Origin of the sequence: Stenotrophomonas sp. PAMC25021 (assembly GCF_004795795.1) — a bacterium.
GTDB classification, from domain to species: Bacteria; Pseudomonadota; Gammaproteobacteria; order Xanthomonadales; family Xanthomonadaceae; genus Stenotrophomonas; species Stenotrophomonas muris.
Map to the genome: position 1 here is coordinate 638,843 of NZ_CP039255.1, position 14,897 is coordinate 653,739.

The following is a 14,897-nucleotide window of genomic DNA, read 5'->3' on the forward strand; positions in this document are numbered from 1 at the left end:
CGCGAAAATCCCGCGCTGCGCGCGATAGTCGACTGACAGTCGACTCTACCAGTCGGCGCTGCGCTACCGGCCTGGAAGACAAAAGGCCCGGCATTTGCCGGGCCTTTCGCATCACGCAGTCACGGGTGATCGATTACCAGATCACCACGCGCTTGTCGTCGGCACGCACCATCGCGTCGCCGGCCTTGCACTGGAATGCAGCGGCATAGGACGGCATGTTCGACGGTGCGCCGTTGGCACGGAAGTTGGCCGGGGCGTGCGGATCGGTGTTCAGGCGGACGCGCAGCTCACCATCGGTGAAGTTGCGGCGCCACACGGTGGCCCAGTTCATGAAGAAGCGCTGGTCCTGGCTGTGGCCATCCACTTCGACATTCGCCTTCGGGTCTTCCTTCAGCGCCATCTGCAACGCGTCGTAGGCCACGGTCAGGCCGCCGAGGTCGCCGATGTTCTCGCCCAGGGTCAGCTTGCCCTTCACGAACACGCCCGGCACCGATTCATAGCCGTCGAACTGCGCGACCAGCTGGTCGGTACGCTCGGTGAAGGCCTTGCGGTCGGCGTCGGTCCACCAGTTGTCGAAGTTGCCGTTGGCGGCGAACTGGCTGCCCGAGTCGTCGTAGCCGTGCATCATCTCGTGGCCGATGACCGCACCGATGCCGCCGTAGTTCAGCGCCGGATCGGCCTTGGCGTCGAAGAACGGTGCCTGCAGGATCGCCGCCGGGAACACGATCTCGTTCTTGGTGGCGTTGTAGTACGCGTTGACGGTCTGCGGGGTCATGCCCCACTCGGTCTTGTCCACCGGCTTGCCGATCTTGTCCAGCATATAGCGGTAGTTGAACGCACGCGCCGCCTGCATGTTGCCCAGGTAGCTGTCGCCGTTGGTCTGCAGGCCCGCCCAGTCACGCCACTTGTCGGGGTAACCGATCTTCGGGGTGAAGCTGGCCCACTTCTCCAGGGCCTTCTTCCTGGTTTCTTCGCCCATCCACGGCAGCTGCTCCAGGCGCGCCTTCAGCGCCTGCGACAGGTTTTCCACCAGGTGCTGCATGGCGACCTTCGACTCGGCCGGGAACACGGCGTCGACGTACAGCTGGCCCAGGGCTTCGCCCATGCCACCGTTGACCGACTCCAGCACGCGCTTCCAGCGCGGCTGCATTTCCTTCTGGCCACGCAGGGTGGTGCCATAGAAATCGAAGTTGGCCTTCTCGAACTGGCTGCTCAGGTACGGCGAGGCGTCGTCGATGGTGTGGAAGCGCAGGTAGGCCTGCCAGGTGCTGGCCGGCACATCGGCCAGCATCTTGTCCATTTCAGCGAAGAAGCCCGGCTGGGCCAGCGAGAACTTCTGCGCGGCCGGCACCTTGAGGGTCTCGAACAGCGCGGTCCAGCTGAAGTTCGGGGTCAGCTTGTCGGCCTCAGCCGCGCTGAGCGGGTTGTAGCGCTTTGCCGGGTCACGCATTTCGATGCGCGACATCGAGGCCTTGGCCAGGCGGGTTTCGAAGGCCATCACGGCCTTGGCCTGCTCGGCGGCCTGCGCCGCGTCCACGCCGGACAGGGTCAGCACCTGTGCGATGTAGGCCACGTAGGCGTCGCGGATCTTGGCCTGCGCATCATCGAAGTAGTAGCCCTTCTCCGGCAGGCCCAGGCCACCCTGGCCGACGTAGGCGATGACGTTGGCCGAATCCTTGTAGTCGGCATTGGCGAACAGCGAGAACAGCACGCCCTTGCCCTCGGCCTGGCTGTCGCGCAGGTACCGGGTGATGGCGGCGGTGTCGTTCAGCGCGGTGATCTTGTCCAGCTGCGGCTGCAGCGGCGCCAGGCCGGCAGCTTCGATCTTCGCTTCATCGTTGCCGGTCTTCCAGATGTCACCGATCTTCGCTTCCACCGAGCCCGCCTTGGCCTGGCTGGCGGCGGCCTGCTGCACCAGCGCGTGCTGCACTTCCAGCGAGCGCTCGCGCAGGATCTCGAAGCTGCCCCAGGTGGTCTGGTCGCCCGGCACCGGGTTGGCCTTCAGCCACTTGCTGTTGACGAAGCCATTGAGGTCGGTACAGGCCGGAATGGCCGGATCGAGGTCGGCGCTGTTGAGCGAGATCAGCGGCGTCTTGATCTGCGACAGGTCGAAGGCCGGCTTGGCGTCGGCACTGGCCGCCGGGGCGGTTTCGTTCTTGCCACAGGCCGCCAGTGAGGCAGCGATGGCGATGGTCAGGCCCAGCGGGACTAGGTTGCGGACGTTCATGAGGCTCTCCTGCGGGTAATTTCACAGGGTAGCCGCGGGAGCGACGCTGGGGACCGGCCAAAGGTCACGACCGCATGGCGCGGCTCCGTCTGCATGCCGCTATGCTCTGGCTTCCGCGATCACTGGACTTCATGACCATGGACGAAGCTGCGCTGCTGCAGGCCATCGACGCTTGTGAGTGTCTGTTCCTGGCGGGCATCGGCGAGCCGGAAGCGAATCGTCTGCGCCTGGTCGTCGAGGAAGGCCTGGTGGTCGGAAAGCCCTCCCGTGTGGAGCTCGCTCATGGACGTTCAATCGATGATGCGCGTGCGATAGAGGTGATGCCCCACTCGCAGCGTTTTGAGCTGATCTGGGACCACTACATCAGCTACGCCGTGCACAACGAGTCCTACCAGCGCTGGGACGACGCCGAAACCTGGAGCGGCAACCTGTTCCGCCGCTACAGCCGTTCGAAGTTCCTCGATTATCTGGACCATGGCACCTTTGCCGATGTCAGTTACCCGGGCCCATTCACGCACTATCAGGTGATATGCCAGGAACACGTCATCGACATTGCCGCGTTGCGGCCGCCGAAGGTGCGCCGCATGGATCCCTCGTAGCTGGCTGATGCAGCCCCCATGGGTTGGCTCTACCGGGTTGCGACAGCGCCGGCCGAGCGTGGGCTCGGCTCGACAAAAGCGAAGGCCGGCTTGCGCCGGCCTTGTGCTTCTTACTTCGCCTTGCCCTGGTTGGCCACGGCTTCGGCGGCCTTGCGCGCTGCTTCCGGGTCGCCCAGGTAGCGGAACGACTGCACGGTCAGGTCGTCGTTCAGTTCGAACAGCAGCGGGATGCCGGTCGGGATGTTCAGCTCGAGGATCTCCTCGCGCGAGACATTGTTGAGGTACTTGTACAGCGCGCGCAGCGAGTTGCCGTGGGCGGTGACCAGCACGGTCTTGCCGTCCTTCAGCTGCGGCGCGATGGCGTCGTGCCAGTACGGCAGAACGCGGTCCAGGGTGGTGGCCAGCGACTCGGTGCCCGGCAGCGCGTTGCGGTCCAGACCGGCGTAGCGGCGGTCATGGATCGGGTGGCCCGGATCTTCCAGGTCCATCGGCGGCGGCGGGATGTCGTACGAACGGCGCCAGACCTTGACCTGCTCTTCGCCGTGCTTGGCCGCGGTCTCGGCCTTGTCCAGCCCCTGCAGGCCGCCGTAGTGCCGCTCGTTGAGGCGCCAGGACTTGTTCACCGGCAGCCAGTCCTGCTCCAGCTCGGCCAGCGCACCCTGCAGGGTGTGGATGGCACGCTTGAGCACGGAGGTGTGGGCGACGTCGAACTGCAGGCCTTCCTCGCGCATCAGGCGACCGGCGGCGGCCGCTTCCCGGCGCCCCTGCTCGGTCAGGTCGACATCGACCCAGCCGGTGAAGCGGTTGTCCAGGTTCCACTGGCTCTGGCCATGGCGCAACAGTACGAGTTTACGGGTCACTGCAGGGTCTCCAACGCGAGGAAAGGCAGGCCGCCATTGTAGCCCGGCCGCCGCTCACCGGGCCGTGGCGCCGCCCGTGCGATGCTGTGACCGATGAATACGGTGATCGATCCCGGATGTTGGGAAGGCAGCGTCTCCGCGGCACGCGCGCAGCAGCTCCAGCTGGCCGGCCGCGTGGAGCGCCAGGACCGCCTGCCACGCGACGTCCGTTGGCTGGCCGGGCTGGATGTTGGCTTTGAAGACGACGGCGCCATCACCCGCGCCGCGGCGGTACTGCTGGACGTGGAGACGCTGAAGCCCGTGGCGCAGGAGATCGCGCGCATCCCCACGGTGATGCCCTACATCCCCGGTCTGCTCAGCTTCCGCGAGCTGCCGGCACTGCTGGCCGCGCTGGCGCTGCTGCCGCGCACGCCGGACCTGGTGTTCGTCGATGGCCATGGCATCAGCCATCCGCGCCGGCTGGGCGTGGCCGCGCATCTGGGCGTGGTCACCGACCTGCCCAGCATCGGCGTGGCCAAGTCAAAGCTGGTGGGCCGGTTCGTCGAACCGGGCGCCGAGGCCGGTGCACATGCGCCGCTGCAGGATGGCGACGAACAACTGGGCTGGGTGCTGCGCAGCAAGGTGCGCTGCAAGCCGCTGTTCGTGGCCGGCGGCCATCGGGTCAGTGCCGATACCGCGCTGGACTGGGTGCAGCGCACGCTGCGCGGTTACCGGCTGCCGGAACCGACCCGGCTGGCGGATCGGCTGGCCTCGCGACGCGACGAATGACCGCACCGGGCATTCCCCGGTGCGGCTTTCATTTTCATTCAATGATGCACGTGGCCGCGATGGCCCTGCGCGTCCTCACCGTGGTCGTGGCCTTCATGGCCCTGCTGCGCGCCGCCCTTTGCCGACGCCGGTCCAGCGCAGGCTTCACCACAGTGGTCCGCTTCGATCTGCAGCGTCACGTGTTCGATGCCGAAGTCATCGTGCAGGCGCCCGCCCAGCTCACGGCGCAGCGCATCGGCGTCGGTGCCGTCGCGCATCACGATGTGCGCGGTCAGCGCCGGCGTGCTGGAGGCCAGCGCCCACACATGCAGGTCATGCACGTCCAGCACCGCAGCATGACCGGACAGGCTGTCGCGCACCTTGGCCACGTTCATGCCCTTGGGCACGCCTTCCAGCAGCACGTTGATCGCCTCGCGCATCAGCACGTAGGTGCGCGGCAGTACCCACAGGCCGATCAGCACCGCCAGGATCGGGTCGATCGGCTTCCAGCCGGTCCACTTGATCAACAACGCACCGGCGATCACCGCCACCGAGCCAAGCATGTCCGCCCACACTTCCAGGTAGGCGCCCTTCACGTTGAGGCTCTCGCCGCTGCCGGCCTGCAGCAGGCGCATGGAGATCAGGTTGATGACCAGGCCTGCGGCGGCGATCACCAGCATGCCCGAAGATGCGATCTCCTGCGGTTCGCGGAAACGACCGATCGCCTCCCACAGGATGTAGGCGGCGACCACGAACAGCATGGCGCCGTTGATCATCGCGCCCAGCGCTTCCAGGCGTGCATAGCCGTAGGTGCGGCGCGCGTCCGGCGGGCGTCGGCTCAACCGCACCGCGACCAGCGCGATCATCAGTGCCAGTGCATCGGTGGCCATGTGTGCCGCGTCGGACAGCAGCGCCAGGCTGTTGGTCCAGAACGCGCCCACCACCTCGATGACGAGGAAGGTGGAGGTCAGGCCGAGCGCCCACCACAAGGGTTTCTCGTGGCGGATCTGGGATGGCAGGTGATCGTGGTCGTGGCCCATGGCAACAGCTCCTTTGCGATGCGGTGCAGGCTACGCCGTGCTGGCGGGGGAGACTATTACGGTGTTTATAACATTGCAGGCACGCGGCGCCGGTGTCGCCGGGCAAGGCCCGGCGCTACCGGAGCGTGGCCGGCAGCGCCTGGCCTGGCCTGGCGACCGCAGCGGACCGGCGTCCGCGTGCGGTCAGAACCCGAAGCGCAGGCTGGCCCAGTAGGCGCGGCCCGGTTCGTTGTAGGTCGCCGCACCGGCATCGCTGCTGTTGGCCTCGCGGAACAGGCGCTTGTCGGCCAGGTTGTTCACGCCGAAGCCGAAGCTGACGGTCCCGGTCACCCTGTAGCGCGCGCTCACGCCCCAGATGTTGTAGGCACCGCGGTCCTGCAGCGCGATCGAAGGATCGCAGCTGCCGGTGCAGCGCGGATCATTGTTGATGTTGGCGGTGGCCGGTTCCTGCTTGCCGTAGAACGTGCCGGTCAGCAGCACCGACAGCTTGTCGGTGGCCTGCCAGTCCAGCATCGTGTTGACGGTGTACTTCGGGATCACCGACAGCGGCTGGCCGGTGCTCTTGTTCTCGTTTTCCACCATGTAGGTGAAGTTGTTGCTCCATTTCAGGCGATTGCCCTGCTCGCCCAGCAGCGGGATCACCAGGTTGCCTTCAAGCCCCTGCACGATCGCCTTGGGCGCGTTCTCCCAGCGGAAGATGCGGCCCTTGGAGTCGGCGGTCAGGCCAACCTGGGTGTAGCCGGCCTGGATCTTGTCCTTGTAGTCGTTGTGGAAGTAGGTCAACGAGGCCTGCCAGCCGCTCTGCGGTGCCCACTCGATGCCCAGTTCCTTGTTCAGGCTGGTTTCCGCCTTCAGGTCCGCGTTGCCGCGCATGTAGCAACCGGCACCCAGGCTCGGCAGTGCATTCGGGCAGCCGTTGCCACGGGTGTAGTACAGATAGTCCGGATTGGACTGGTACAGGTTCGGCGCCTTGAACGCGCGGGCGATGCCGCCCTTCACCACCCAGTCGCTGTTGATGCGGAACTGCGCATTGAGGCTGGGGCTGGTGTTGTTGCCGAACTGGCTGTGGTGGTCGAAGCGCAGGCCCGGGGTGACGATCCAGCGCTCACCCAGGTAGATGTTGTCTTCGACGAACACTGCGGTGGTCTGCGCGTCGGCCTTGCCCCGCGCGCGATCGGCCGACAGCCCCGGGATACCGCCGCCGCTGCTGCTGGACTGGCTCATCGAGTACGGGTCGGTCAGGCGGCTGTCCAGGTATTCAAAGCCCAGCGTCCAGATGTTCTCGGCGCTGCCCAGCGAGGTCGGGAAGCTCACTTCGCCATCCAGCTGGTAGTTGCGCAGGCGCGAGGTCGACCAGTCGGTGCCGTTGAAGCTGCCTTCCGGGCCACCGGCCAGGCCTTCATTGATGCGCGAGTTGTTGACCGCTTCCACCGCGGCGGTCACCCGCGAGGTCACGTCGCCCCAGCGGCCGCGATGGGTGATCGCGCCGGTGTTGCGGTACATGCGGTTGGTTTCCGCTTCGCCGTCGGCCAGCGCCGCCAGGTCAACGCCGGTCGAGGTACCGGTAGTGCTGACCGCGCGGTCACCGGCGTAGATGTTGCCCTGGCGGCTGGTGCCGGCTTCGAACTCCACCACCTGGTCGGCGGTGATGTCCCAGCGCAGCAACGCGTTGACGTCGCGGTTCTTGACACCCTCGCGGCCAGCCGGCGGCACCGCGTTCGGGTTGGTGGCGTACTGGCGGTTGAGGTCCAGTGAGTCGGCGTCGGTCTTGTTGAGGTTGCCGTACAGGCGGAACGACAGGGTGTCGGTCATCGGCCCGCTCAGCTGCAGGCCGACGCGCTCGCTGCCGCCTTCGGCGCTGTGCTCGGGCACCAGGCCATACAGGTCGACCGCTCCGGTCAGGTCGCCGGTCGGGCGCTTGGTGATGATGTTGACCACGCCACCGGACGCACCGGAGCCATAGCGTGCCGCCGCAGGGCCGCGCAGCACTTCGATGCGCTCGATCATTTCCGCCGGCACCCAGTTGGTATCACCGCGGGTATTGCGCTCACCGCTACGGCCCATGCGCACGGCATCACGCGCACCGATGCGCTTGCCGTCGACCAGGATCAGGGTGTTTTCCGGGCCCATGCCACGCAGGTCGATCTGGCGGTTGTTGCCGTACTGGCCCGAGGCGCTGTTGCCGGTGAGGTTGACGCCCGGCATGGTGCGCAGCAGCTCGGCGATGTCGTTGGCCGGCGGGCGCTTGGCGATGTCCTCGGCGGTGATGGTCGAGGTACCCAGTGCCTGGCGGGCAATCTGCGAGGCGGTGACATGCACCGTGTCGATATCGGTGGCATCGGTTTCGGCCTGGGCGGTCAGGGCGCTTCCCGCCAGCAGGGCGGCAACGGCGAGCGCCAGCGGGCGCGGCGAAAGGACAACGGCAGGAGACATGATCTGGACCTTCTGGCAGGGCAACGGGGCCTCTGGCAAAGGGCTTGAGGCAACGACGAGGGGGAGGCGGAGCGTCGCTGCAGTCGCCTGCGGGCCGATCCGTGCGCGCATTCTCCCATCAATGCGAGTGATTCTCAAATGCGTTCACTCATTGCCGCCGCGGCGCCGACGTGCTTTGCGCGCCGTGCAACCCTGCATCGCGCATAAACTGACCGGCCAACCCGCCATCAACCGTGCGCCACCGCGGCCGATACCCGTGGTTTGCCGTACGCAGTCAGAGATCGACGTGGAACCACCCCAACTGGACGATTCCAGCCAACCGCTGGCCGAGGCCTGGCAGCACTGCCTGCAACAGGCCGGCCCTGCCGCCACCGCGCTGCTGCACGCCGCCGCCGCCGATGCCCCGCCGGCGCTGGCCCAACGCTTCTACGAGGTACTGCTGCAGGACGGGCGTGCACGCCGCTTCCTGTCCCACGATCAGGTCAAGCAGCGCCTGCAGCCGGCCATGCAGCGCTGGCTGGTGCAGTTGCTCACCACCAATGCCGACGGTATTGCCGGCGCCGTTGCCTCGCAGCGGGTGATCGGCGATGTGCATGCCCGGGTCGGTATTCCGGTCGACCTGGTCACCCGCGGCGCGCGCGTGCTCAAGCACGAACTGTTCGTGCGCCTGCACGACGACGCGCCCGACAGTGCCACTGCGTTCGCCGCCATCGACTGCCTCAGCGCGATCATGGACATCGCCATGGAAGGCATGACCCTGGCCTATACCCATGCACGCGAGCGCTCGACCCGCGCCGATGCTGCGTACCGGCTGTTCTCGCTGGTGCAGAACGTCGGCACCGAACGCGAACGCCAGCGCGCACTGCTGCTGGACTGGGAGAACGCCCTGCTCTACGCGCTCGCTGGCCACGTACAGGCCAGCGACAGCGCCAGCCTGGCCACTTCCGAGTTCGGCCTGTGGTTCACCCACAAGGGCATCCCCAGCTTCGGCGAGAGCAGCGAGACCCGGCAGGTCGGCCAGCTGATGGCCCGCATCGACAGCAACCTGCAGCGGGCGAGCAACGATGCCCCGGCACAACGACTGGCGGTGCTGCCGGCCATCCGCGAGGACCTGGCCGCCATCCGCACCCTGATGACGCTGCTGTTCGAGCGCATCGGCGAGCTGGATGCCGGCAGCGATGCGCTGACCAACCTGCTCAACCGCCGCTTCCTGCCTACCGTGCTGCGCCGGGAGATCGAGCTGGCCACGCGCAACCGCACGCCGTTCTCGCTGCTGCTGCTCGACCTGGATCACTTCAAGGCGATCAACGACGGCCACGGCCACGACGCCGGGGACCGCGCGCTGCAGCACGTCGCCGGCCTGCTCGGCCAGCTGACCCGCGGCAGTGACTACCTGTTCCGCTATGGCGGCGAGGAGTTCGTGGTGGTGCTGGTCGCGGCCAGCGAATCACAGGCCGCGGTGATCGCCGAAAGCCTGCGGCGGCAGATCGCGCAGTCACCGGTGGCATTGGCCAACGGCCAGGTACTGGCACTGACCGCCAGCATCGGCGTAGCCGGCCATGACGGCCACCCGGACTACGAGCGGCTGATGGCACGGGCCGATGCGGCGATGTACGAGGCCAAGCGCAGCGGCCGCAACCGCGTGGTAGTGGCCAGCGCGGACCTTGAGGAAGCACCGGGACGGCGTGCACTGCAGCGATGACGACAGGACAGGTAGAGTCGACCGCTGGTCGACTATCGCACGCAGCGCGGGATTTTTCGCACGCGGGGCGAAGAGCAGTCGACTGACAGTCGACTCTACCGACAGTCGACTCTACCGGTTCGCCCGCCAGCCGATGCATTGGACGCCACCACCCGCCATGCTGCCCACCACAGCAGCGCCAGTGCCGCGATGCCTGCACCCAGCAGGCACACGGCAGGCCAGCCATGCCGGGCCTGCATCCAGGGCCCGGCAGCCGCACCGGCACCACTGCCCACTGCATAGAACAGCATGTACAACGCCACCAGGCGTCCATGCTGTTCTGCCGGTGCACGCAGCAGCAGCGCCTGGTTCGATACGTGCAGTGCCTGCCCACCGAGGTCGAGCACGATCACGCCCAGCAGCAGCAACGACAGCGACTGCGGCAGGCCCAGCAGCGGCCACCACGCGGCCAGCATCAGCAGCAACGCGCCAAGACTGACCCGACCGGCGAAACCGCGGTCCATCCAGTGCCCGACCCGCGCCGCCATCAAGGCGCCCACTACGCCGGCCAGGCCCAGTGCGCCGATGGCCGCGGTGGACCACTGCAACGGCGGCGCCGACAGCGGCAGCGGCACCGCCGCCCAGAACACGTTGAGGCCAGCAAACAGCAGCAATGCCAGCGGCCCACGCTCGCGCAGCGCGCGGTCCCGGCGCAGCATGCCCAGCATCGAACCCAGCAGTTCGCGCCAGCGCGGTGGTGCCGCCGGCGCCGGCACCGGCGGCAGGCGCCGCCACAGCAGCACGGCCAGGGCCGCCATCAGCGCTGCCGACAGCAGATAGACCGCCCGCCAGCCGACGGTGGCCGCGACCGCGCCCGATACAACGCGCGCCAGCAACAGGCCGATGAACACGCCGCCCTGCACCACGCCCACCAGGCGCCCGCGCTGCTCGGGCGGCGCAAGCGTGGCGGTATAGGCGATCAAGCCCTGGGTCAGCGCGGTGCCCAACAGCCCGGCCAGCAGCATGCCCGACAACAGCCAACCGGCCGTGCGTGCCGCTGCCAGCCACAGCAGGGCCAGCACCAGCGCGATCAACTGCATCCGCAGCAGGCGTCGCCGGTCACCGCGATCGGCGAGCGGCAGCAGGCCCAGCAATGCCAGCACACTGCCGGCCTGGGTTGCCGCCAACACTGCGCCCGCCACGGCACGGTCCAGTGCGAAGGCCTGTGCCAGCCGATCCAGCAGCGGTTGCGCGTAATAGACGTTGGCAACGCTGGCGCCGGCCGCGACCGCGAGCAGGGTCAGCAATGGGCGGGACATCGATGCGCTCATGATGTAGTTGCAATTTGAAACTTGATGCAGGCTATCGTCATTGGTTTTAAACTGCAACCACATTCGGAGGCCACAGCATGCACGCCAACAGTCCCTGCCCCGTTGCCCGCAGCGCCGACCTGCTCGGTGATCGCTGGGCACTGCTGGTGATCCGCGATGCCTTCGACGGCGTCACGCGCTTTGGCGACTTCCAGCGCAGCCTCGGCGCGGCGCGCAACATCCTCAGCGATCGCCTGCGCAGGCTGGTCGAGGCCGGCATCCTGCAACTGCAACCGGCCTCCGATGGCTCGGCCTACCAGGAATACGTGCTCACCCACGCCGGCCAGGAACTGTTCCCGCTGCTGGTCGCGCTGCGCCAGTGGGGAGAACGCCATCGCTTCAGCGCCGGTGAAGCCCATTCGCAGTTGATCGAATCCAGCACGCGGCGACCACTGCCCTACATGCAGCCACACGGGCGCGACGGTCAGCCGCTGCAGGCCGCCGCCACCCGCGTGCGCAAGCTCAAGGACGACCGGCGCGGCGCCTGATCCGCCCATTCGCGCACACCACGATCGGGCCGCGCCGGTTAGCATCGGAGGTTTCCGCCGCCGGACGCCGCCGATGCCGCGCTATCGCCCTTTCCTGCTGACCGCCCTGCTGTTGCCGCTGCTGGCCTGCGCCACAGCAACCACGCAGGCCCGCGAGGTTGCCGCGCCCGCCGACCACGTGCAGGCCGATGGCCCCTATGTATTCCGCCAGGGCGACCAGCTGCAGGCCAAGTGGATCTGCGACGACAAGGTCGAGTCGCGCTCGCTGGCCATCAACACGACGGGCACCGATATCGCGCCGCGCTGTGGCTACGAACACACCGTGCACGTGGCCGCGCCGAATGCGGCCTCGGTCTCCGTGCTGCCGGCCGCGCCGCGCATCGTCGCGCTGTCGGACATCCATGGCCAGTACGGGCTGCTGGTGCGCCTGCTGCGCGCCCACCAGGTCATCGACGCCCAGGATCGCTGGGCCCTGGGCAAGGACACGCTGGTCATCGCTGGCGATGTATTCGACCGCGGCCCACAGGTGACCGAGGCGTTCTGGCTGCTGTACGGCCTGCAGCAGCAGGCCGCCGCCGCCGGTGGCGCAGTGCACTTCGTGCTAGGCAACCACGAAACCATGGTGCTGTACGACGACCTGCGCTACGTCAACCCGAAGTACCTGCGCAGCGCCCAGCTGCTGGGCCGCAGCTACCCGCAACTGTATGGCGCCGACTCGGTGATCGGGCAGTGGCTGCGCACCCGCCCGGTGCTGCTGAAGATCGGCGATACCCTGTTCCTGCATGGCGGCATCTCGCCCGAGGCGTTGCAGCTGGCGCTGGACCCGGTACGCACCAATGCGGCCTACCAGGCCTCTCTGGGCCTGCCCAAGGCCGAAGTGAAGGCTGACCCGGCCACCGCACCGCTGTATGACGGCAAGACCAGCCCGATCTGGTACCGCGGCTATTTCGATGGCCGCCTCGACACCGCGGCGGTACAGGCCGTGCTCGACCGCCTGCAGCTCACGCGCATCGTGGTCGGCCACACCTCGATGCCGCACGTCAGCAGCTTCCATGGCGACCGCGTGATCGCCATCGACAGCAGCATCAAGAACGGCGAGAACGGCGAACTGCTGTTCATCGAGGATGGCAGGCTCAGCCGCGGCCTGCTGGACGGCTCACGGGTGCCGCTGGTACTGGGTGAGCCGGGCCTGCAGGACTGAATGGCGGGACAGCGCGACGGCGCCGGGAGGTGCCGGCGCGCTCCACCTTCACCCCGTTTGCGGCTACCCTCGGCAGCCGAGAGGCCCACCCTGTCCATCCGCTGGGCCCGACCGTTACAGGAGCCTCCCGCGCATGCGCGTTCTGATTGCTGAAGACGACCCGGACATCGCCTCCGGCCTGTGCGCCTCGCTGCGCCGGCAGGGGCATGTGGTCGACCACGTCGACAACGGCGCGCACGCCGACGCCGCGCTGGGTTCGACCCAATACGCGCTGCTGGTGCTGGACCTGGGCCTGCCGCAGCTGGATGGCCGCGACGTGCTGCAGCGCCTGCGCCAGCGCGGCGATGGCCTGGCGGTACTGGTGGTGACCGCCCGCGACGGCCTGGCCGAACGCGTGCGCGTGCTCGACCTCGGTGCCGACGACTACCTGGTCAAGCCATTCGCACTGGACGAATTCGAAGCCCGCGTGCGCGCACAGCTGCGCCGCGTGACCAGCAATGGCAACCCGGACCTGCGCATCGGCCGCCTGCGCATCGATCTGGCCGGGCATCGGGTGTGGATCGACGACCAGTCGCTGGAACTGACCGCACGCGAGTTCGGCCTGCTGTCGGCACTGGCGGTACGCGCCGAGCGCATCGTCTCGCGCGCACAGCTGGTGGAGGCGCTGTGCGACTGGGGCCAGGACCTGACCGACAACGGCCTGGACATCGCCCTGCACCGCCTGCGCCGCAAGCTGCAGCCCGGCGGCATGGGCATCCGCACCGTGCGCGGACTGGGCTACATGCTGGAAGACGCGCAGGACGACAGCGCCCCGTGATCAGTGGCCCCCCCAGCCTGCGCCGGCGCCTGCTCGCCTTCCTGGCGTTGCCGATGCTGGGCCTGCTTACCTTCAATACGATCCTGGCCTATTACGTTGCGTTGGATTATTCCAACCGCATCCACGACCGTAACCTGATCGACGACACGCACTCGTTCGCGCAGATGCTGAGCACCATGCCGGTGACCAGCGACCTGTCTCCGCAGGCGCGCTTCCTGATCGAATACGAGCCCGACGGCCATCGCTATTTCAACGTGGACAGCAGCCGCCAGGGGACACTCAGCGGCAATGCGGATTTCAGTGCCTACGCGCCTTCGCAGGAATGCACCGGCGTGGACCCCACCCTGTACGATGGCATTCTCAACGGCCAGCCGGTGCGCATGGCCACCGTCTGCACGCGTGCGATGAACGATCCGCAGGACCAGCTGGCGGTGACGGTGGCCGAAAGCATGGCCGAACGACGCCAGCGCGCGCGCGAGATCCTGATGATCATCATCCCGCTGATGACCATGCTGGCGCTGGGCACCGCCGCGCTGGTCTGGTTCGGGGTGACCCATGGCCTGCGCATCCTGACCCCGCTGAGGACCCGCCTGGCGCAGCGCCGCGGCGAGCTGGCACCGATCTCCGATGCCGACGTGCCCGAAGAGATCCAGCCGCTGATCAGCACCATCGACGATCTGTTCGCGCGCCAGGCGGAAATGATCACGCTGCAGAACCGTTTCATCGCCGATGCCGCGCACCAGCTGCGCTCGCCGTTGGCCGGCATGGCCCTGCACGTGGACCAGGCACTGGCACATGGCGACCCGGACACGGTGCGCGAGGCATTGCAGCACATCCGCCGGCTCAACCAGCGCACCGCCCGGGTCAGCACCCAGCTGCTCGCACTGAGCCGGGCGCAGACCGTGCCCGATACCGTGGAGGCACTGGACCTGTGCGAGCTGGTGCCGCAGTGGGTCGGCATGCGCGTGCCCGAAGCGATCCGCGATGGCATCGATCTGGGCTACCGCGGCAGCCCCCACCCGCTGCGCGTGCTCGGCAATGGTGCCCAGCTGCAGGAAGCACTGGACAACCTGATCGACAACGCGCTGCGCTATGCCGGCCGCGATGCGACCGTCACGGTCGGCGTGCATGCGCTGGATGACAATGACGTCGAACTGTACGTGGAGGACAACGGCCCCGGCGTGCCCGAGGACGTGATGCCACGGCTGGGCGAGCGCTTCTTCCGAGCGCCTGGCACCGCAGCCAGCGGCACCGGCCTGGGCCTGGCCATCGCGCACGAAGCGGTGGAGCATTCCGGCGGCCGCCTGACCTTCCTCAACCGCGCCGGTGGGGGCCTGAAGGTCGCCATCACACTGCCGCTGCTGAAGGCCCCCTGACCCGTACCGGGGCGCTGAAAGGCTGGCGAAAATCGCGCTTGCGATCCTGACCATCCCC

12 protein-coding genes are annotated in these 14,897 nt (G+C 67.7%); 7 read left to right on the forward strand and 5 right to left on the reverse strand.

What is annotated here, in order from left to right:
* Window positions 1-133: 133 nt before the first annotated feature.
* Window positions 134-2,227 carry a M13 family metallopeptidase gene (locus tag E5790_RS03070; protein ID WP_046429631.1) on the reverse strand — a complete coding sequence of 698 codons (2,094 nt, stop codon included), beginning with the start codon at window positions 2,225-2,227 and terminating at the stop codon, window positions 134-136.
* Between the two features lie 137 nt (window positions 2,228-2,364).
* Here E5790_RS03070 and E5790_RS03075 point away from each other — a divergent pair, with 137 nt between their 5' ends.
* Complete coding sequence (locus E5790_RS03075; protein WP_229653742.1) at window positions 2,365-2,826, forward strand: hypothetical protein; 462 nt, start codon at window positions 2,365-2,367, stop codon at window positions 2,824-2,826.
* Window positions 2,827-2,936: 110 nt separating this feature from the next.
* Here E5790_RS03075 and gpmA read toward each other — a convergent pair whose 3' ends face one another.
* Window positions 2,937-3,686 carry a 2,3-diphosphoglycerate-dependent phosphoglycerate mutase gene (gene gpmA / locus E5790_RS03080; protein WP_014036448.1) on the reverse strand — a complete coding sequence of 250 codons (750 nt, stop codon included), beginning with the start codon at window positions 3,684-3,686 and terminating at the stop codon, window positions 2,937-2,939.
* 93 nt (window positions 3,687-3,779) lie between these two features.
* Between gpmA and nfi the strand changes: the two genes are divergently transcribed.
* Window positions 3,780-4,454, forward strand: a complete 675-nt coding sequence (nfi, locus tag E5790_RS03085; RefSeq protein WP_014646440.1) for a deoxyribonuclease V — start codon at window positions 3,780-3,782, stop codon at window positions 4,452-4,454.
* A 38-nt stretch (window positions 4,455-4,492) separates the two neighbouring features.
* Here nfi and E5790_RS03090 read toward each other — a convergent pair whose 3' ends face one another.
* Window positions 4,493-5,473, reverse strand: a complete 981-nt coding sequence (locus E5790_RS03090) for a cation diffusion facilitator family transporter (protein WP_014646439.1) — start codon at window positions 5,471-5,473, stop codon at window positions 4,493-4,495.
* Window positions 5,474-5,656: 183 nt separating this feature from the next.
* Entirely contained in the window at window positions 5,657-7,906 is a 2,250-nt protein-coding gene (locus E5790_RS03095) for a TonB-dependent siderophore receptor (protein WP_111205811.1), read from the reverse strand.
* 286 nt (window positions 7,907-8,192) lie between these two features.
* Here E5790_RS03095 and E5790_RS03100 point away from each other — a divergent pair, with 286 nt between their 5' ends.
* Window positions 8,193-9,608: a GGDEF domain-containing protein gene (locus E5790_RS03100; protein ID WP_111205777.1), complete on the forward strand. Its 1,416-nt coding sequence runs from the start codon at window positions 8,193-8,195 to the stop codon at window positions 9,606-9,608.
* 95 nt (window positions 9,609-9,703) lie between these two features.
* On the opposite strand, the gene E5790_RS03105 is transcribed toward E5790_RS03100, so the two are convergent.
* A complete protein-coding gene (locus tag E5790_RS03105) occupies window positions 9,704-10,981 on the reverse strand; it encodes an MFS transporter (protein WP_111205778.1) in 1,278 nt (425 codons plus the stop codon).
* 14 nt (window positions 10,982-10,995) lie between these two features.
* On the opposite strand from E5790_RS03105, the gene E5790_RS03110 reads away from it, so the two are divergent.
* The 4 genes from E5790_RS03110 (at window position 10,996) to E5790_RS03125 (ending at window position 14,839) form a co-directional block, all read left to right on the forward strand.
* A complete protein-coding gene (locus tag E5790_RS03110) occupies window positions 10,996-11,445 on the forward strand; it encodes a helix-turn-helix domain-containing protein (protein WP_014646435.1) in 450 nt (149 codons plus the stop codon).
* A gap of 73 nt (window positions 11,446-11,518) precedes the next feature.
* Entirely contained in the window at window positions 11,519-12,646 is a 1,128-nt protein-coding gene (locus E5790_RS03115) for a metallophosphoesterase (protein WP_111205779.1), read from the forward strand.
* Between the two features lie 133 nt (window positions 12,647-12,779).
* The gene (locus E5790_RS03120; RefSeq protein WP_014646433.1) at window positions 12,780-13,463 is read left to right on the forward strand and encodes a response regulator; all 684 of its coding nucleotides are present in this window, start codon (window positions 12,780-12,782) and stop codon (window positions 13,461-13,463) included.
* The gene (locus E5790_RS03125; RefSeq protein WP_049441505.1) at window positions 13,460-14,839 is read left to right on the forward strand and encodes a sensor histidine kinase; all 1,380 of its coding nucleotides are present in this window, start codon (window positions 13,460-13,462) and stop codon (window positions 14,837-14,839) included. The genes E5790_RS03120 and E5790_RS03125 overlap by 4 nt, the downstream gene beginning before the upstream one ends.
* Window positions 14,840-14,897: the final 58 nt, after the last annotated feature.

Bases quoted from the DNA above. Each gene is read 5' to 3' on its own strand.
- nfi (WP_014646440.1), top strand. From the start codon at position 3,780: ATGAATACGGTGATCGATCCCGGATGTTGGGAAGGCAGCGTCTCCGCG.
- E5790_RS03090 (WP_014646439.1), bottom strand. From the start codon at position 5,473: ATGGGCCACGACCACGATCACCTGCCATCCCAGATCCGCCACGAGAAA.
- E5790_RS03105 (WP_111205778.1), bottom strand. From the start codon at position 10,981: ATGTGGTTGCAGTTTAAAACCAATGACGATAGCCTGCATCAAGTTTCA.
- E5790_RS03110 (WP_014646435.1), top strand. From the start codon at position 10,996: ATGCACGCCAACAGTCCCTGCCCCGTTGCCCGCAGCGCCGACCTGCTC.
- E5790_RS03115 (WP_111205779.1), top strand. From the start codon at position 11,519: ATGCCGCGCTATCGCCCTTTCCTGCTGACCGCCCTGCTGTTGCCGCTG.
- E5790_RS03120 (WP_014646433.1), top strand. From the start codon at position 12,780: ATGCGCGTTCTGATTGCTGAAGACGACCCGGACATCGCCTCCGGCCTG.
- E5790_RS03075 (WP_229653742.1), top strand. From the start codon at position 2,365: ATGGACGAAGCTGCGCTGCTGCAGGCCATCGACGCTTGTGAGTGTCTG.
- E5790_RS03070 (WP_046429631.1), bottom strand. From the start codon at position 2,227: ATGAACGTCCGCAACCTAGTCCCGCTGGGCCTGACCATCGCCATCGCT.
- E5790_RS03095 (WP_111205811.1), bottom strand. From the start codon at position 7,906: ATGTCTCCTGCCGTTGTCCTTTCGCCGCGCCCGCTGGCGCTCGCCGTT.